We start from the raw sequence: 18,671 nt of genomic DNA, 5'->3' as shown, positions 1-18,671 counted from the left end.
GCCTCACGGGCGCCGACGGGCAGGCCCTGGTCCGCGCGGCGGCCGGCACGTTGCGGGACCTCGCGGCGGCGCCGACCGTGCTTCGCGCGCTGCGTCAGCTCGACGCGTCCCCCGACCAGCTGGAGCACGCGGTCGTCGCCGCGACGATGCGCGAGGCCCGCGCACAGGAGCCCGCGCTCAGCCGGCTCGACGGCGACCGGCTGGCCGACCTGCTGGACCGCGTGGCCGAGCGCGCCCCGGAGCTGCAGCGCGCCAACGCCGACGTCGTCACCGCCCGGCTGCGGGCACAGTTCGTCGACGCCGTCGCGCACTCGCAGCGCAGCGTCAGCGGGATGCAGCTGGAGGACCGCGCGCTCAAGGCGGTGTGGATGGCCGGGCGGCGCGAGCTGGAGCACGAGTTCGGCAAGGTCCGGGCGTACAAGTCGATCCGCTACCTGGCCTCGGCCGACCCTGGGGCCGTCGTCGCGGCGATGCGCCCGGTGTGGTTGATGAGCCCGTCGTCGCTCTCGGACACCCTGCCGCTGGAGACGACCTTCGACGTCGTGATCTTCGACGAGGCCAGCCAGATCCCCGTCGAGGAGGCCGTGCCGGCGCTGTTCCGCGGGGCGCAGGTGATCGTGGTCGGCGACCGGATGCAGCTGCCGCCCTCCCGGTACTTCCAGGTGGGCGCGCCCCCCACGGAGGAGCCCGCGGACGAGGACGACGACAACGCCACGGTGGGTGTCGTCCTCGACTCCGACAGCTTCCTCGCGGTCGGGTCCGTGCGGCTGCCGTCGACCATGCTCACCTGGCACTACCGCAGCCAGTACGAGGCGCTGATCCAGTTCAGCAACGCGGCGTTCTACGAGGGCCGGCTGACCACGATCCCGGACCGCACCCTCACCCACGTCCGCGCGCGGCCCCTGGAGGTGACGGTCGCTTCCTTCTCGCAGGAGGACGTCGTCGCCGCCGTCGACGGTCTGCTGGAGCGGAGCATCACTGCCGTTCGCGTGCTGGACGGCGTCTACACCCAGCGGACCAACCCGCAGGAGGCGGTCTGGATCGCCAACCTGGTCCGCGAGCTGCTGGCGCGCGGCAGCGGTCAGACGCTGGGGATCGTCGCGTTCTCGGAGGCGCAGCAGTCGGAGATCGAGCGGGCGCTGGAGCGGCTGGGCCGCGACGACGCCGAGTTCGCGCGCCTGTACGACGCCGAGCTGACCCGCGAGGAGGACGGCCAGGTGGTCGGGCTGTTCGTGAAGAACCTCGAGAACGTCCAGGGCGACGAGCGCGACGTCATCCTCATGAGCGTCTGCTACGCCGCCGGGCCGGACGGTCGCATGCGCATGAACTTCGGCCCGATCAACAACGCGGGTGGCGAGAAGCGGCTCAACGTCATCTTCAGCCGCGCCCGCCGGCACATGGTCCTGGTCAGCAGCATCGATCACACCGCGATCACCAACGTCTAYAACGACGGCGCGAACACCCTGCGCGGCTTCCTGCACTACGCCGACGCGGTCTCCAACGGGGACGCCGCCGCAGCCGCCGGGGTGCTGGCTGGCCTGCGCGAACGCTCGGGGCGCGCGGCGGTCCAGCCCGTCCCGCCGATCGTCGAGCAGATCGCCGACGCCGTCCGCGCGGCCGGTGTCGAGGTCGTCGCCGGCGTCGGGCAGTCCGCGTTCCGCTGCGACCTGGCCCTGCGCCCACACGGCGCTCCTGCCCACACGGTCGGCGTGCTGGTCGACCAGTCCGCCCGGCTCGCCGCGCACTCCCTGGACGAGCGGCGGGTCACGCAGCCGACCGCCCTGCGCTCGGGCGGCTGGCGCGTGGTGCAGGTGCTCGCGACGGAGTGGGAGGCCGACCCGGACGGCGTCGTGCGGCGGCTTGTGGCAGCGGTGGGGTTGCCGGACCGGCAACGTGGCTTGCTGGCGTCGTCGGACGCGGCTGACGATGTCGAGCATGACTGAGCACACGCACGGCGAGCACTACTGGGACGAGCACTACGAGACGATCGACCCCTCGTGGGGCACGCGGCCGAACGCGGTCCTGGTCGACGCTCTTCCCGCCCTGGCCCCGACTCCCGGGCGCGCGGTCGACCTCGGCTGCGGGCACGGCGGCGACGCCCTCTGGCTCGCCTCCCTCGGCTGGCACGTGACCGCGGTCGACGCGGCAGCCGTCGCGCTCGGACGCGTGGCGCAGGCGGCCGCCGACGCAGGCCTGACCGACCACGTCACCGTCGAGCAGCACGACCTGCGGGCATCGATGCCGTCCGGCTCGTTCGACCTGGTGACCGCCACCTACCTCCACGGACCGGAGGAGTTCCCGCGCGCGGAGGTGCTGCACCGAGCCTCCGACCTGGTCGCACAGGGCGGGTTGTTCGTGGTGATCGAGCACGCGTCCGTCGCCCCCTGGTTCTGGGACCAGCACCGGGCCTTCCCGACCGCCGCCGAGTCGCTGGCGTCGTTCGAGCTGGGCGACGGCTGGTCCGTGGAACGGCTGGAAGCCCCCCGGCGGACCGCGACCGGTCCGGACGGTCAGGTCGCCGAGGTTACGGACAATGTCATCGCGGTACGCCGGACGCGCTGACGCTCGGCCGTGACGACCCGACCGCTGCCCTCTGGCGCTGGCTAGGATTCCTGGATCACGGCGAGGGGGGATCCCCGAGCCGTCTCCGCGGCGTCGAGCCCAACCGGAGGTGCCCTCGTGCGGAAGGTCGTCCTGTACGAGCTGTTGTCGCTCGACGGCGTGGCGGAGGATCCCTCGGCGTTCTTCACCACCTGGGACGACGAGCTGGACGCCAACCTCGCCACGGTGATCGCGACGCAGGACACGGTGCTCCTCGGCCGGCGCAGCTACGACGAGTGGGCCGGGTACTGGCCGACCAGCACGGTGCAGCCGTTCGCCGACTTCATCAACGGGGTCACCAAGTACGTCGCCACCTCGACACCGCTCGATCAGGAGTGGGACCACGCGACGGCTGTCGACGGCGACCTGGTCGAGTTCGTGCGCGATCTGAAGGGCCGGCCGGGAGGCGACGTCGGCGTGCACGCCAGCATCTCCGTCGCGCAGACGCTGCTCGCGGCCGGAGTCGTCGACGAGCTCACGCTGGTGGTCGCGCCGACGGTGGCCGGCCGCGGACGACGCCTGCTCGACGGGCTCCCGTCGATCGGGCTCCAGACGATCCGGGCCGTGGCCTCACCGACCGGCCACCTGCTTCTCGACTATCGCGTCACCGGATAGCCAGAGTGCGAGCGCGCCTCAGAAAGGCGGGTCGCCCGAGTCGGCTCGTCGCGATGAAGGTCGCCAGTGCTCGAGAGCCTCGGGCGGGACGAGCACGGGGACCGGATGTCGAGCACTGGTGATCCCGTGCCGGTCGGTCCACCGTGAGACGCCGGTGTCCCTGTCGTAGGTGACCTGCCACCAGCCCTCGGTCTTGGCCTGGTGGTGGTGYTTGCACAACGCGTGCAGGTTCGCCTCGCAGGTCTGCGGATCGTGCAGCTGTTCGTGCGGGCTGCGAGTGAAGTCGTAGGGGATGCGGTGGTCGATCTCGCACCTGGTCGCGGGCTGACGGCAGCCCGGGAACGTGCAGGTCACGTCACGGGCCTGCACGGTGCGGGTCAGGTCGGCGCCGGGCCGGTAGGACTGTGTTCCGACGGAGCACGCCTGTCCGGTGGCGGGGTCGGTGAGGACGCGTCGCCAGGTGGCGTCCTGGGCGAGCTCGCGCGCGAGCTGCGCCGGGATGGGGCCGTAGGAGCCGAGGGAGGCCGGGGCGTCGTCCAGGCCGGCCAGGGTGGTGGCCGCCACGGTGACCTGCAGCGCGACCCGCTGTCCGTGGCGCGTGGGGAGCGCCGTCCCGTCGGGGGTCGCCTGCCGTTCCAGGATCGAGGTAAACACGTCGCTGAACGCGTCGGCGCGGCGTTGGTCGATGGTGCGTTCGTCGCCGTCGATCGCGGCGTGCCCGGCCAGGGCGTCGATCGCGGTGAACGCCGCCGTCGCGTCCGCCGCGGGCAGGTAGGCGACCAGTCGGGCCATCGCGTCCGGCGCCAGCTCCAGGAAGACTCCGCGCCGCGTGCGCTCCACCACCCGACGCTCCTCAGCGACCGTGGGACCGGCGGCGATCAGGGCAGCGCGCACGTGCCGGGTCAGCTGCGGTCCCGTCATCTCCGTGGCCCGGTCGACCGCGTCGCTCACCACCGCGTCGACCGCATGCGCGGACAGAGCCGTCCCGGACCGGTGGATCTCGTCGAGGATCACGTCGACCTTGCGCGCGTCCACCGCCCCGGCCGCCCACGCGTCACCCAGCGCAGGGTGCTGGGCTGTGCCCCACGCCCGCATGAACGTGTTCTCAGCGTGCCGCTTGGTGGACACCAGGACGCACGCGAGCTCGTCCGGGACGTGACGCAGCGCGTCCGGCGTGCGAGCCTCGAGCTCGCGGACCCACACCGCCTGGGCGGCTTGGACCATGTTGAGGACCTGCTGCCACGCGGCTACTCCGTTCACCAACGCCGCCCCCGACACCTCCGCGACCGGCACGGAACCGAGCATCGCGACGAGCGCAGCGACGTCCACCCCGGCCAGCGGGAACTCCTCCACAGCGCCCAGGTCCACTACGCGCGCACCTTCCGGGACGACCGGCGACGCCTCAGGACGTGCACCGCGTCCGGAGTCGGCCCACACCATCGTGGGCGAGGTGGGCGAGGTGGGCGAGGTGGGCGAGGTGGGCAACGTGGACGAAGGACGAGGAGTGCGCCGGGCGTCGCGCGCRGGTGGTTGGACGAGAACCGAGGCTCTCGCGGCAAGGTCGCCAACCGCGCGGCCCTCGAGAACTGCCGTCACCCCGATCACCTCCCACGGCACTTGTCCGATCCGACCCGATATCGAACAAGTGTACGATTCACCACTGACACTCTGCTCGGACCTGTGCACTCAGCGGGGCTGTCGGGTCGCGAAGGGTGCGGGCCAGGTCGAACTGCCCGCTGCCCGGCTCGGCCGATCGCAGCACCCGGCAGCGGCCAGGTCGAACTGCCCGATGCCCGGCACGGCCGATCGCAGCACCCGGCAGCGGCCAGGTCGAAGTGCCCGCTGCCCGACACGGCCGATCGCCGCACCCGGCACGACATCTGGACCGGCACCACGCGCGGCGGGAGAGGTCCTACAACCCGCCGCCCCCCGGCTCGTCGACCGACCGCAGCACCCGGCACGGCACCCCGACCGCCACGACGCGGGCCGGGACGTCGTGCGTGACCACGCTGCCGGCGCCGATCACGCCGCCCGCCCCGATGGTCACCCCGGGCAGGATCACCACGTTCGACCCGATCCACACGTCGTCCTCGATGTGCACGGGCAGCGAGAACTGCCGACCACCGGCGCGATCCTCGGGCACGGTCGGATGGCCGGCGGTCGAGATGGTGACGTTCGGCGCGATCATGACGCGGTCGCCGATCACCACGGAGGCGTCGTCCACGATCACGAGGTTGAAGTTGGCGTAGAAGTGCGACCCGATGTGGATGTGCGAGCCGTACGACACATGGAACGGAGGCTCGATCCACACGCCGTCACCGACCGACCCGAGCAGCTGCTGCAGGAGGGCGGTCCGCAGGTCCGCCTCCCCCGGTCGCGAGTGGTTGAAGTCGTGGGCCAGCTCCTTGCCGGCGACACGCTCCGCCTCGAGCGCCTCCAACCCGGGGCCGTAGTCCACGTACAGCCCGCCGGTGTCCATCACGGCTCGGACGGCGTCGTACTCGTCGGTCATCTCACGCTCCTCTAGGGTGTCCCGCAGACATCATCGTCGAATCGATCCGACCCAGGGACATCCTCATGAACGCGGCCTACCAGGACCCTGCTCTGACCGTCGCGGAGCGCGTCGCCGACCTCGTCGGGCGCATGACGCTCGAGGAGAAGGTCGGGCAGATGATGCAGCTGAACGCCCAGGGCGGTGTCGAGGACCTGGTGCTGAACCTGCACGTCGGCTCGATCCTGCACACGTCCCCCGAGCGGGTGCGCCAGGCGCACGAGCTGACCCCGCAGACCCGGCTGCAGATCCCGCTGCTGATCGCGGAGGACTGCATCCACGGGCACTCGTTCTGGGAGGGCGCGACGATCTTCCCGACGCAGCTCGGCATGGCGGCCAGCTGGGACGCCGACCTGCTGGAGCGTGTGGCGCGGGCGACCGCGGTCGAGGTGGCCGCGACCGGCATCCACTGGACGTTCTCGCCGGTGCTCTGCATCGCGCGGGACCTGCGCTGGGGCCGCGTCAGCGAGACGTTCGGCGAGGACCCGTTCCTCATCGGCGAGCTGGCGTCGGCGATGGTCCGCGGCTACCAGGGCGACGGCCTGTCCGACCCGACCGCGATCCTCGCCACCGCCAAGCACTTCGCCGGGTACTCCGAGACGCAGGGCGGCCGCGACGCCACCGAGGCCGACATCAGCCGCCGCAAGCTGCGCTCCTGGTTCCTGCCCCCGTTCGAGCGCGTGGCCCGCGAGGGCTGCCGGACGTTCATGCTCGGCTACCAGTCGATGGACGGCGTGCCGATCACCATCAACGACTGGCTGCTGGGCGAGGTGCTCCGCGGCGAGTGGGGCTACGAGGGCACCCTCGTCACCGACTGGGACAACGTCGGCCGGATGGTGTGGGAGCAGCACATCCAGCCCGACTACGCGCACGCGTCGGCCGCGGCGGTGCGGGCCGGCAACGACATGGTCATGACCACGCCCGGCTTCTTCGAGGGTGCGCAGGAGGCGGTGCACGAGGGACTTCTCGACGAGGCCGCCCTCGACGCCGCCGTCGGCCGGATCCTCACGCTGAAGTTCGAGCTGGGCCTGTTCGAGGACGCCCGCCACCCGAGCGTCGAGCGGCAGGCTGCGGTCATCGGGTCCGCGGAGCACGCCGAGCTCAACCTCGAGGTCGCCCGCCGGTCGCTCGTCCTGCTGACCAACGACGGAACGCTGCCGCTCTCGGAGGGGACGAGGACCATCGCCGTCGTCGGCCCCAACGCCGACGACCAGCACACCCAGCTCGGCGACTGGGCGGGCGCCTCCGGCCAGGCCGACTGGCTGCCCGACGGCCACCCGCGCGAGATGACGCAGACCGTCCTCGACGGCTTCCGCAACCACGTCCCTGCCGGCTGGACGGTCACGCACGCCCGCGGCGCCGAGATCCTCACGCTCGGCGTCGACCCGGAGGGCGAGTTCTTCCCCGACGGCCAGCCGCGCCCGCAGGTCGTCTTCCCGGCGGCACCCGACGAGGCGCTGATCGCGGAGGCCGTGGCCGCCGCCGAGGACGCCGAGGTCGTCGTCGCGGTGGTCGGCGACCGCATCGAGCTCGTCGGCGAGGGCCGCTCCACGGCCACGCTCGAGCTCGTCGGTGGCCAGGTGGCCCTGCTCGACGCCCTCGCGGCGACCGGGAAGCCGCTGGTCGTCGTCGTGATCGCGAGCAAGCCGCTCGTCCTGCCCCCGAGCGCGATGAACGCGGCCGCGATCGTGTGGGCCGCCAACCCGGGGATGCTCGGCGGGCAGGCGATCGCGGAGCTGGTGCTCGGGCGGATCGAGCCGTCCGGACGCCTGCCCCTCTCGTTCGCCGAGCACGTGGGCCAGCTCCCCGTCTTCTACAACCAGCTGCCCGGCCAGCACGGCAGCCGCTACGCGGACCTCACGCAGCGCGTGCCGTTCGCGTTCGGCGAGGGGTTGTCCTACACGACCGTCGACTACGCGGACCTGCGGGTCCTGGAGCCCGTGCTCGGCGTGGCCGACACCGTGCGGGCGCAGGTCACGCTGCACAACACGGGGGACCGGCCGTCGCGCGAGACCGTGCAGGTCTACGTCCGGGACACGGTGACGTCGGTGACCTGGGCGATCAAGGAGCTCAAGACCTACCGGCAGGTCGACGTGGCGGCTGGCGAGCGGGTGACGGTGGACCTGTCCCTCCCGGTCGCGGACTGCACGCTGGTCGACGCGGGCGGGCGCCGGATCGTCGAGCCCGGGAAGTTCGAGCTGCTCGTCGGCCCGTCGTCGCGCGACGAGGTCCTGCTGCGCGCGGGCTTCCTGGTCACGGCCTGACCTGTGGCCGTGGAGCAGCCGGCACGGGGGAGCCGGACGGGCCGGTGACATGATGTGCCCCGTCGAGCGGATCGACGGACGTGACGGGGGAGGACCATGCGCCGAGGGACGAACCTGCCGCGGATGGCCGGGTTCAACCAGACGGTGATCCTCGACGTGATCCGCCGCGCGGACTCGGGCCTCACCCGCGCGCAGCTGGCCCGGCGGACCGGTCTCTCGGCGCAGACCGTCACCAACGCGACGCGACGGCTGCTCGAGCAGGGCCTCGTCCGCGAAGAGGGCGAGGGCACGCGGCTCGGTCCGGGCCGGCCGGGCACGCTGGTCCACCTGGACGCGCGCGGACGGTACGCGATCGGCGTGCACCTGGACCCCGCGACCATGACGTTCGTCATCCTGGACCTCGCCGGGAACGCGGTGGCCGAGTCRCACCTTCCCGTCCCGCGCCCGGACCAGCCCGATCGCGTGGTGGAGGGGATCGTCGGTGCGATCGAGGCCCTGATCGCCTCCGCCGGCATCGATCGCACCCTCCTGCTCGGTGTCGGCATCGCGAGCCCGGGGCCGATCGACGTCGAGCGGGGCGTCGTGCTCGACCCGCCCCACCTGCCGGGCTGGGACGGTGTCCCGCTGCGCGACGCGGTGCAGGCAGGGACCCAGCTGCCCGTCATCCTCGACAAGGACACCATCGCGGCGGCGTCGGCCCACCTGTGGGACCCGGGCGTGCACAGGTCGAGCGAGTTCGTCTTCTTCTACCTCGGCACGGGCGTGGCGATGTCCCTGGTGATCCGCGACGAGGTGGTGCGCGGCGCCTCCGGCAACGCGGGCGAGGCGGGGCACTTCGTGGTCGACCCGACCGGGCCGCTGTGCGACTGCGGCAAGCGCGGCTGCCTGGGCGCGGTGCTGGGCCTCGAGATCCTGGTGCAGCAGGGCCGCGCGGCCGGCGTCCCGCTGCCCGAGGCCGGCGACGTGGTCGAGCTGGACCAGGCGTTCACCGCCCTGTGCACCGCGGCCGACGCGGGTGATGCCCGGGCCGTCGAGGTGCTGGAGACCGCCGGACGTCGGCTCGGGATGGGCGCGGTGGTGATCACCGACCTGGGCGACCTCGACACGGTGATCGTCGGCGGTCCGCTGTGGTCGCGCATGGAGCGCCACGCGATGCCGGCGCTGGAGAAGCTGGTGGCCAACCACCGCGTGCCCAGCAGCGAGCACTCGGTCGCCGTGCTGGGCTCCCCGCTCGGGTCCCAAGTGGGTGCCGTGGGGGCGGGGCGGCTGGTGCTCAGCCACGCCTTCACCCCGCGGACGTCCGACCTCCTCCTGGGCGCCTGACGCACCGCTCCTGGAGATCCGGACGAACAGGGCTTGTTAATAAGTCGTTTCGCGTTAATAATTGAGCCCGGCGTGCGGCAACGAAGCCCGGCACGCGAGGAAGCACGGGAGCAAGGGAGCATCCATGCGTCTCAAGGCAGCAGTGGCCGCGTCCGGAGTGCTGGCGCTGGCCGCACTCACCGCCTGTTCCGGTGGTGGCGGCGGCGCTGACGGCGATGGCACAGCCGGGGCCTCCACCGTCACGGTGGCGTACCAGAAGACCACCGCCTTCCACCAGCTCGACGACATGCTTCAGCAGGCCAAGACCCAGTTCGAGGACGCCAACCCGGGCATCACGATCGACCTGCAGCCCATCGAGGCGGAGCAGGACCAGTACTTCACCAAGCTCGCGCTGATGAACGGGTCGCCGGAGACGGCACCCGACGTGATCTACGAGGACACGTTCCAGATCCGCTCCGACGCGGCCGCCGGCTACCTCCTGCCGATCGACGACTACCTGGCCGACTGGGAGGACTGGGACCAGTTCTTCGAGAACGCCAAGCAGGCCGGCCTGGGCGACGACGGCAAGACGTACGGCGTCTCCATGGGCACCGACACGCGCGGCATCTACTTCAACAAGACGATCTTCGAGCAGGCCGGTCTGCCGGCGGACTGGCAGCCGGAGAGCTGGGACGACATCCTCACGGCCGCACGGGCCGTCAAGGAGAAGGTCCCGGACGTCATCCCGCTGAACATCTACGCCGGCAAGGCGGCCGGCGAGGCCACCACCATGCAGGGCTTCGAGATGCTCCTGTACGGCACCGAGGACACCCTCTACGACACCGACTCGAGCAAGTGGGTCCTGGGATCGCAGGGGTTCACCGACTCGCTCGAGTTCCTCGACACCGTGTACGGCGAGGGCCTGGCTCCGAGCCTGGACATCGCCCTCGACGCCGCTGTCGGCAACCGCGTCAGCACCGAGCTGCTCCCCCAGGGCAAGCTCGCGATGGCGGTCGACGGCTCGTGGATGCCGGGTGGCTGGATCTCCGGGGAGAACGCCTGGCCCGAGTGGGAGCAGACGATGGGGATGGCCAAGATGCCGACGCAGGACGGCGGCGGTCCCGGCTTCACCTCCATGTCCGGCGGCTGGACCCTCGCGGTCGGCGCGAACGCCGAGGACCCGCAGGCGGCGTTCGACTTCATCACCACGGCGCTGAACAAGGAGAACACCTTCAAGTACGACACGGAGAACAGCCAGATCGCCGTGCGCAAGGACGTCGCCGAGGACCCGGAGTACGTCGCCTACAACCCGTCGTTCGAGTTCTTCTCCGCGCTCGTCGACGTGACGCACTTCCGTCCGGCCACCCCGGACTACTCGCAGATCTCGTCGAACATCCAGGTGGCCGCGGAAGCGATGGCCACCCAGCAGCAGTCGCCGGAGGACGCGGCCAAGGCCCCCCGCCGGGCCGCCCTGACCCGGGTCCTGCCGCTGGTACCGGCCATCGCTCTGCTGCTCCTCTTCCTGGCCGGTCCGATCGTCTACTCCCTGTACGGCTCGCTGACCAACACCGCCCTGACCGGCTACAAGGCGGCGAACCCCGACTTCATCGGCCTGGACAACTACGCCAASCTGTTCTCCAGCCCCGAGTTCTGGAAGTCCGTCTGGCTCACCGTGCTGTTCGTCGGTGCGTCCGCCGTGATCGGCCAGAACGTGCTGGGGATGCTGCTCGCTCTGCTCATGCGGTCGTCGGTCAAGCCGCTGCGGTCGATCGTCGGCGGGTTGGTCGTCACCGCCTGGGTGCTGCCGGAGATCGTCGCGGCGTTCGCGCTCTACGCGTTCTTCTCCACCGACGGCACGCTCAACACGATCCTCGGCCGGGTCGGGCTCGAGGGCACCACCTGGCTCATCACGTTCCCGATGTTCGCGGTGATCATGGCGAACATCTGGCGCGGCACGGCCTTCTCGATGATGGTCTACAACGCCGCGCTGTCCGAGGTGCCGCCCGAGATCACCGAGGCCGCCGAGATCGACGGGGCCGGCCCGTTCCAGCGCTTCTTCCGCATCACGCTGCCGATGATCCGCCGGTCCATCTCCACCAACCTCATGCTCACCACGCTGCAGACCCTCGGCGTCTTCACGCTGATCTGGGTCATGACCGGTGGTGGCCCGGGGACGGCGAGCTCGACGCTGCCGGTGCTCGCGTACCAGCAGGCGTTCAAGTTCTCCCAGGTCGGCTACGGCACGGCGATCGCCACCGTGACGCTGGCCGTCGGTGCGATCTTCTCGATCGTCTACATCAAGGCGCTGAAGCCGGAGGTGGACTGAATGTCCGTCGTGGACCTGCCTGTCAGCACGCCGGTCGTGCCGCCCACCCGCAAGGAGCGCACCGCGCTCGCCTCCCCGCGCGGCCGGACCTCGCGGTGGGTGTCGTCGGTGATCCTCGGGCTCATCGGCGTGACCTTCCTGGTCCCCCTCGCGTGGATCGTCCTGGCCTCGCTCAACCCCGCCGCGACGGTGGGTGTCACGTGGCCGGGCAACCCGACGTTCGACAACTTCTCGTCGGTGTTCACGTGGGAGCAGACGCTGCTGCCGCTGTGGAACTCGACCGTGATCTCGATGGGCACGGCCGTCATCACGGTGGTCGTCTCGGTGCTCGCGGCGTACCCGCTGTCGCGCTACCAGATGCGGTTCCGCAAGTCGTTCCTCTACGGGATCCTCTTCGCCACCTGCCTGCCCATCACGGCGATGATGGTGCCGGTCTACGCGCTCTTCGTGAACCTGCACCTGCTCGACTCGGTGCCCGGGACCATCTTCTTCATGGCGGCGACGTCGCTGCCCATGGCGATCTGGATGACGAAGAACTTCATGGACTCGGTGCCGATCTCCCTCGAGGAGGCGGCCTGGGTGGACGGCGCGAGCGCGATGACGGCGCTGCTGCGGATCGTCCTGCCGCTCATGCGACCCGGGCTGGCCGTCGTGTTCATCTTCGTGTTCACGATGGCGTGGGGGAACTTCTTCGTCCCCTTCGTGCTCCTGTACAGCCCGGAGAACCAACCGGCCGCCGTCGCGATCTTCGACTTCTTCGGCACGTACGGCTCCGTCGCCTACGGCAAGCTCGCGGCCTTCTCGATCCTGTACGCCACCCCCGTCCTGGCTCTCTACCTGCTGGTCCAGCGGTTCTCCGGCGGCTCGTTCGCCATGGCCGGCGCCGTCAAGGGCTGACGCCCCCAACCGTTTTCGACGAAGGAGCACGATGCACGGCAACCCCCTGCTCGCCGAGGCGCGCATCGACCGGTTCGTGGCCGACCAGATCGTCCCGGCGGTCTATCGCGCCCGGATCCCCCTCGACCTGACTGCGTGGTCGGCTCCCGGCGAGCCGGTGCCGTTCCGGGAGGCGATCAGCCAGGAGTACGCGCCGGTCGCGCCGGGCCTCGCGTGGGGCGCACCGTGGAGCACCACCTGGTTCCACGTGACCGGTGAGGTGCCCGAGGGGTGGTCCGGCGAGGGCACCGCGGTCGAGCTGGTGATCGACCTCGGGTTCTCTCGGTCGAACCCGGGGTTCCAGGCCGAGGGGCTCGTGTGGCGGCCGGACGGGACGACGGTCAAGGGCGTCTCACCGATGAACCAGGCGGTGCCGTGGGCCGGCGACGGGCAGATCGACGTGTTCGTCGAAGCGGCCGGCAACCCGAACATCGCCAGCAACTTCGGGTTCGTGCCGACGCCGTACGGGGAGCTGGCCACGGCGGGCGGCGAGCCGCAGTACGTGCTGCGGTGCGTCGACGTCGCGCTGCGGGACGTCGCGGTCTGGGAGCTGCTGCAGGACCTCACGGCGCTGATCGGGCTGATGAAGGCGCTGCCGGTGGACTCGACCCGACGGGCGAGCATCCGGTTCGGGCTCGAGGACCTGCTCGACACGGTCGATCCCGACGACGTCCCGGGGTCCGCGGGCGCCGCCCGCAAGTCGCTGCGCCCGCTGCTCGACGCACCGGCCTCGGCCAGCGCGCACCACGCCTACGCGGTCGGGCACGCCCACATCGACTCGGCCTGGCTGTGGCCGGTGCGCGAGACCGTGCGCAAGTGCGCCCGCACGTTCTCCAACGTCATCGCGCTGATGGACGCCGACCCGGACTTCGTGTTCGCGTGCTCGTCGGCCCAGCAGTACGCCTGGATGAAGGAGTTCTACCCGGAGCTCTTCGCCCGCATCAAGGAGAAGGTGGCGGCCGGACAGTTCGTGCCCGTCGGCGGCATGTGGGTCGAGTCCGACACCAACATGCCCGGCGGCGAGGCGATGGCCCGGCAGATGGTGGCGGGCAAGCGGTTCTTCCTGGAGGAGTTCGGCGTCGAGACGCAGGACGTCTGGCTGCCCGACTCGTTCGGCTACTCCGGGGCGCTCCCGCAGATCGTCCGGTCGGCGGGGTCGCGCTGGTTCCTGTCGCAGAAGCTGTCCTGGAACGACACCGACCGGATGCCGCACCACACGTTCACGTGGGAGGGCATCGACGGGTCCCGGGTGCTCACGCACTTCCCGCCGGTCGACACGTACAACTCCGACCTGTCCGCGGTCGAGCTGCTGCACACCGAGCGGAACTTTGCGGAGAAGGGCGTCGCCGGCTCCTCGATCGTCCCGTTCGGCTGGGGTGACGGCGGAGGGGGCCCGACGCGCGAGATGGTCGCGTCGGCCCGCCGGTTCGCCTCGCTCGAGGGTGCTCCGACGGTCGAGCTGGGCAGCCCGAACACGTTCTTCGCGCGCGCGGAGGCCGAGCTGGCGCAGCCGTCGGTGTGGACCGGGGAGATGTACCTCGAGTTCCACCGCGGCACGTACACCTCGCAGGCGCGCACCAAGCAGGGCAACCGGCGCAGCGAGCACCTGCTGCGCGAGGCCGAGCTGTGGGCGGCGACGGCCGCCGTCCAGCAGGGGGCCGAGTACCCGTACGACCGGCTCGAGCGGCTCTGGCGCACCACGCTGCTGCACCAGTTCCACGACATCCTGCCGGGCAGCTCGATCGGCTGGGTGCACCGCCAGGCGGAGGAGACGTACGCCGCGATCGGGGAGGAGCTCGAGGGCCTCATCGCCGACGCCGCGTCTGCCGTCGTCGGCGACGGCGACCTGGCTCTGCTGCTCAACGCCGCACCGCACGCCCGGTCCGGGGTGCACGCGCTCGGGGCGGGTCCGGTGGAGGTCGCAGGCGGTGACCCGGTCGTCCTCGTGCGTTCCGAGGACGGCACGATCGCGCTCCGCAACGGCCTGGTCGACGTCCACCTCACGGCCGGCGGGCAGATCGACTCGCTGCGCGACCTGGTGGCGGACCGCGAGGTGATCCCGGCCGGCGCGCTCGCCAACCTGCTGCAGCTGCACCGCGACGCCCCGGCGCAGTGGGACGCCTGGGACATCGACAAGGAGTACCGCCGGGTGGGCACGGACCTGCTCGACGCCGACAGCCGCGAGGTGGTCTCCGAGACCGCCGACACCGTCGTGGTGCGCACCACGCGCTCGTTCGGCTCGTCGCACCTGGTGCAGGACATCACCCTGCGGCGGGGCAGCGCGGCGGTCGAGATCGTCACGGACGTCGACTGGCACGAGCGGCAGAAGCTGCTCAAGCTCGCGTTCCCGCTCGACGTACTGGCGGACCGGTCGGCGGCCGAGACCCAGTTCGGGCACGTCTACCGCCCGACGCACACCAACACGTCGTGGGACGCGGCCCGGTTCGAGATCTGCGCGCATCGCTGGGTCCACGTCGGCGAGACGGGCTACGGCGTCGCGATCGCCAACGACTCCACCTACGGCCACGACATCACGCGCCGACCGGGCGGCTCCGGGACGACCGTGCGGCTCTCGCTGCTGAGGGCCCCGCTGTTCCCGGATCCCGAGGCGGACCAGGGGCGCCACCGGCTCACCACCGTCCTGCACCCGGGTGCCGCGATCGCGGACGCCGTCCAGGACGGCTACCGCACCAACCTGCACGAACGAGTGGTGCGGGGCGCCCACGCCGCCGACCCTCTGGTCACCGTGTCGAACCCGGCCGTCGTGGTCGAGTCGGTYAAGCTGGCCGAGGACCGCAGCGGTGACGTCGTCGTGCGGCTGTACGAGTCGCTGGGCGGGAAGGCGCGTGCAACGCTCGTGCCCGGGTTCCCGGTGTCGGGCGCCCGGCCGGTCGACCTGCTGGAACGCGACGTCGACGCCCCCGGGGTCACCGCGACCGACGACGCTGTCGAGCTCGAGCTGCGCCCGTTCCAGCTGGTCACGCTGCGCCTGCCGAGAGCATGAGAGGACCTGCCGTGAAGACCTTCACCCTGCCCGGCACGGACATCGTCGTCCCCAACGTGGTGCTCGGCCTGATGCGCATCACCGAGAAGTCCGACGAGGAGATCCGCACGCTGGTCGCCGCCGGCCGCGACGCCGGGATCACGATGATCGACCACGCGGACGTCTACGGCGGGGCGATGCACGTCTGCGAGCGGCGGTTCGCGGAGGCGATGCGCCTGACGCCGGCCGACCGCGCGGAGCTCGTCATCCAGTCCAAGTGCGGGATCGTGCCGCCCGACGGGTTCGACTTCTCCTACGAGCACATCATCGAGTCCGTCGACGGGTCGCTGGCCGCGCTGGGCACCGACTACCTCGACATCCTGCTGCTGCACCGCCCGGACGCGCTGGTGGAGCCGGAGGAGGTGGCGCGGGCGTTCGACGAGCTCGAGGCGGCCGGCAAGGTGCGCGCGTTCGGCGTCTCCAACCAGACGCCCGGACAGATCGATCTGCTGAAGAAGCACGTGCGGCAGCCGATCGTGGCCAACCAGCTGCAGCTGTCGATCACGCACTCGTCGATCATCGCGAGGGGCGTCGCGGCGAACATGCAGGCCGAGGACCAGTCGATCGACCGCGACGGCGGCATCCTCGACTACTGCCGCCTGCACGACATCACCATCCAGGCGTGGTCCCCGTTCCAGGCCGGCTTCTTCACCGGTGTCTTCCTCGGCTCGCCCGACTACCCGGAGCTCAACGCGGTGATCGACCGGCTGGCCGGCCAGTACGACGTCCCGCCGATCGCGATCGCCACCGCCTGGATCACCCGGCACCCGGCGCAGATGCAGGTGGTGCTCGGGACCACGAGCCCCGACCGCGTCACCGGTGCGGCCCAGGGGTCGGACCTCCCGCTGACGCGCCCGGAGTGGTACGAGCTCTTCCGGGCGGCCGGCTACATCGTCCCGTAGGTCGCTCGCGTGACGACTCTGTTCCGCCGAGCGCAACAAAGCCTTCACGCGGCGCGGGCGTTCTAGCGCTCGATCCGCCCGAGTGCCCATTGCCGCACGGGCAGGGCCTGGGTCGCCGCGCAAGTGGAGAGCAAAGGTGCCGACGAGGTCTCGACGAGCGTCACGGTCACCGGACCGCCCGCGGTGCCCAGTCGCACGGACCAGCCGTCGTCCGTGCGCTCCTCGTGCAGCGGCGGGTACGCGTCGAGCCTGTCGTCGCCGAGGGAGGCCCGCGCGAAGTGCTGCGCGGCCTGGACCGGGTGCGAGGACGAGCTGCGTCCGCGCAGGAACGCCGGGACGACCCGGCCGTCGAGGTAGGCGTCGGCCACCGCGACCGCGTCGCCGTCATCGACCCAGCCGTAGTACAGGCCGTGCGGGAGCAAGACCATCGTGCCGGCGAACCGGTCGCCGCCCAGGTGCGAGCACTCCCAGGTCTCCTCGGGGTACTCCGCCGCCAGGCGCGCCGCGACGCTGCGACCGCGGACGGCGCAGCACTGGTCGTGCCGGCCGTGGGCACAGACGGCGAAGACCGGGCGGTCGCTGAGTGAGCCCGCCGACCCGTCCAGCGGCACGTCGAGCAGGTCGCGGGGCGTGTCCACCCACCCCCAGCGCACGGACTCCTTGCCCGGCCGCGAGTCGACGAGCGCCCAGCGGGTGCCGTCCTGAGCGGCTCGCCTGCCCGGGCGGCGGATGGCCAGCGGCCGGATGCCGGCGCCCTCGATCCGGTGCACGAGCGCGCGGCCGAGGTCGTGGTCGAACGGCGGGTCGAGCAGGGCGTGCCGACCCCAGCCCGCCTGGTTCTCGACCAGGAACCACCGGTCGCCGTGCGAGCCGGTCGCGACGAGCGAGTCCTGGCGTGCGCGGGCGCCGTCGCTGCAGGGCACCCACCCCTCGGTCACTCCGACGTCACCACCACACCCTCGCGCAGCAGGCGCCGGACGACGACGAGCGCACTGGCCAGGTCGAGGCCGGGCAGGGCTCCGACGGCGACCACGTCACCGGCATGCAGGACCCGGATCRCCGCTGCGGCTTCGACCGGGAGGGACAGGACGGTGCCGCGGGCGGTGATCCGGACGCGGTTGCCCGCGGTCTCGACGCGGCCGCCCAGGGACGGCCGCCACCGGACGCGCGTCGCCTCGGTGAGGCCGGTGATCGCGGAGAGGGTGGCCAGCGGAGCGACGGGCTCGGGACGGGTGTCCCGGCCGAACCGGGCGCCGAGCGATCGCGCGGAGAGCTCCGCGGGGTCGGCGGTGGCCGTGAGCACGCGGACCAGGTCGGCGACGGTCTCCTCGACGATCGGCCGGAGCTGGTCGGGGTCGGACACGTCGATCCCCAGCGGCAGCGACGCGCGCAGCGACCCGGTGTCCCCGACGACGCTGAGCAGGGTGTCGACGACGTCGGCGCGCGTGTAGGCGGCCATGCCGACGGTCAGGTGGATGGACGTGTCGCCCAGCGCGGTCGCGGAGTGGATCCAGCCGCGGGGGAGGTAGAGGGCGTCGCCGGGTCGCAGGACCTGGTCGATGACCGGCTCGCCGCGGCCGGCGTCGGCGACCGCGGTGCGGTGCTCGGTCCACACCTGGTTCTTCAGGGGATCGGGGTGCACGGGTGCGTGGATGACCCAGTGCTTCTCGCCGGACACCTGCAGGACGAACACGTCGTGGGTGTCGTAGTGCGGCGAGAACCCCTGCGAGGAGGGCGGCGTGACGTAGGCGTTGACCTGCGCGGGATGCCCGAGCTCCTCGACCAGCCGCCGTGTGAAGTCCACCAGCGGCGGCCACATCCGGTGTAGACCCTGCAGCACGATCGTCGCGCCCGCGGCGAGCTCGGCCAGCACCTTGTCGCTCGACACCTGGTCGGACACCTCGGCGCCGAACCCGCCCGAGGACGTGAACCGGTCGGGAGCGAGCACGCTGCCCTCGTGGGCGAGCCTTACGAACGGCGTCCGCAGACCGCGCCGGCCGACCAGCTCGTCGACGGCCGCGGGGGAGAACAGGTCCGCGAAGTCGTCGTTCGCCGCCGACAGCAGGGGCGCGCGACCCCAGTGGTCGCGGGCGAACTGCTCCGTCGGCACGTTGATGCAGCGCGAGAGCGC

Annotated in this window: 13 protein-coding genes; 9 read left to right on the top strand and 4 right to left on the bottom strand. The window is 71.6% G+C overall.

The annotated features are described in order from the left end of the window. From AC1DUQ_RS08910 to AC1DUQ_RS08900, 3 genes are all read left to right on the top strand, one after another. Window positions 1-1,943, top strand: a 1,943-nt coding sequence (locus tag AC1DUQ_RS08910) for an AAA domain-containing protein (RefSeq protein WP_477073670.1), incomplete at its 5' end; no start/stop codon positions are given. Next, a complete protein-coding gene (locus tag AC1DUQ_RS08905) occupies window positions 1,936-2,562 on the top strand; it encodes an SAM-dependent methyltransferase (protein WP_477059488.1) in 627 nt (208 codons plus the stop codon). The genes AC1DUQ_RS08910 and AC1DUQ_RS08905, both read left to right, overlap by 8 nt. A 117-nt stretch (window positions 2,563-2,679) precedes the next feature. Beyond that, window positions 2,680-3,216: a dihydrofolate reductase family protein gene (locus AC1DUQ_RS08900; RefSeq protein WP_477059487.1), complete on the top strand. Its 537-nt coding sequence runs from the start codon at window positions 2,680-2,682 to the stop codon at window positions 3,214-3,216. An 18-nt stretch (window positions 3,217-3,234) separates the two neighbouring features. On the opposite strand, the gene AC1DUQ_RS08895 is transcribed toward AC1DUQ_RS08900, so the two are convergent. Further along, window positions 3,235-4,584 (bottom strand): DUF222 domain-containing protein, encoded by a 1,350-nt coding sequence (locus AC1DUQ_RS08895; protein ID WP_477059486.1) that lies wholly within the window; start codon window positions 4,582-4,584, stop codon window positions 3,235-3,237. 544 nt (window positions 4,585-5,128) lie between these two features. After that, window positions 5,129-5,728 (bottom strand): sugar O-acetyltransferase, encoded by a 600-nt coding sequence (locus AC1DUQ_RS08890; RefSeq protein ID WP_477059485.1) that lies wholly within the window; start codon window positions 5,726-5,728, stop codon window positions 5,129-5,131. Between the two features lie 65 nt (window positions 5,729-5,793). Here AC1DUQ_RS08890 and AC1DUQ_RS08885 point away from each other — a divergent pair, with 65 nt between their 5' ends. The 6 genes from AC1DUQ_RS08885 to AC1DUQ_RS08860 all read left to right on the top strand — a co-directional run bounded on the left by AC1DUQ_RS08885 (window position 5,794) and on the right by AC1DUQ_RS08860 (window position 16,540). Then, window positions 5,794-8,031, top strand: coding sequence for an exo-beta-d-1,3/1,6-glucosidase (locus AC1DUQ_RS08885; protein WP_477059484.1), 2,238 nt, complete (start codon window positions 5,794-5,796; stop codon window positions 8,029-8,031). Between the two features lie 96 nt (window positions 8,032-8,127). Further along, window positions 8,128-9,354: an ROK family transcriptional regulator gene (locus AC1DUQ_RS08880; protein ID WP_477059483.1), complete on the top strand. Its 1,227-nt coding sequence runs from the start codon at window positions 8,128-8,130 to the stop codon at window positions 9,352-9,354. Window positions 9,355-9,478: 124 nt separating this feature from the next. Then, the gene (locus AC1DUQ_RS08875) at window positions 9,479-11,659 is read left to right on the top strand and encodes an extracellular solute-binding protein (protein ID WP_477073669.1); all 2,181 of its coding nucleotides are present in this window, start codon (window positions 9,479-9,481) and stop codon (window positions 11,657-11,659) included. Then, a complete protein-coding gene (locus AC1DUQ_RS08870; protein ID WP_477059481.1) occupies window positions 11,660-12,556 on the top strand; it encodes a carbohydrate ABC transporter permease in 897 nt (298 codons plus the stop codon). It begins immediately after the preceding gene. A gap of 31 nt (window positions 12,557-12,587) precedes the next feature. After that, entirely contained in the window at window positions 12,588-15,599 is a 3,012-nt protein-coding gene (locus AC1DUQ_RS08865) for an alpha-mannosidase (protein ID WP_477059480.1), read from the top strand. Window positions 15,600-15,610: 11 nt separating this feature from the next. Next, entirely contained in the window at window positions 15,611-16,540 is a 930-nt protein-coding gene (locus AC1DUQ_RS08860; RefSeq protein WP_477073668.1) for an aldo/keto reductase, read from the top strand. A gap of 62 nt (window positions 16,541-16,602) precedes the next feature. Here AC1DUQ_RS08860 and AC1DUQ_RS08855 read toward each other — a convergent pair whose 3' ends face one another. Further along, window positions 16,603-17,463, bottom strand: a complete 861-nt coding sequence (locus AC1DUQ_RS08855) for a sucrase ferredoxin (RefSeq protein ID WP_477059478.1) — start codon at window positions 17,461-17,463, stop codon at window positions 16,603-16,605. An 11-nt stretch (window positions 17,464-17,474) separates the two neighbouring features. Further along, window positions 17,475-18,671 (bottom strand): cupin domain-containing protein (locus tag AC1DUQ_RS08850; protein ID WP_477073667.1); only part of this gene is annotated, 1,197 nt, incomplete at its 5' end.

Source organism: Cellulomonas sp. P4_B5_2 (assembly GCF_056402235.1).
Note: the sequence above shows the minus strand (reverse complement) of the source record. Positions and strands in the feature narration are given on the sequence as shown.

What these genes read in the sequence shown, in the direction of transcription:
- AC1DUQ_RS08885 (WP_477059484.1), top strand. Translation starts at nt 5,794, where the DNA reads ATGAACGCGGCCTACCAGGACCCTGCTCTGACCGTCGCGGAGCGCGTC.
- AC1DUQ_RS08870 (WP_477059481.1), top strand. Translation starts at nt 11,660, where the DNA reads ATGTCCGTCGTGGACCTGCCTGTCAGCACGCCGGTCGTGCCGCCCACC.
- AC1DUQ_RS08905 (WP_477059488.1), top strand. Translation starts at nt 1,936, where the DNA reads ATGACTGAGCACACGCACGGCGAGCACTACTGGGACGAGCACTACGAG.
- AC1DUQ_RS08890 (WP_477059485.1), bottom strand. Translation starts at nt 5,728, where the DNA reads ATGACCGACGAGTACGACGCCGTCCGAGCCGTGATGGACACCGGCGGG.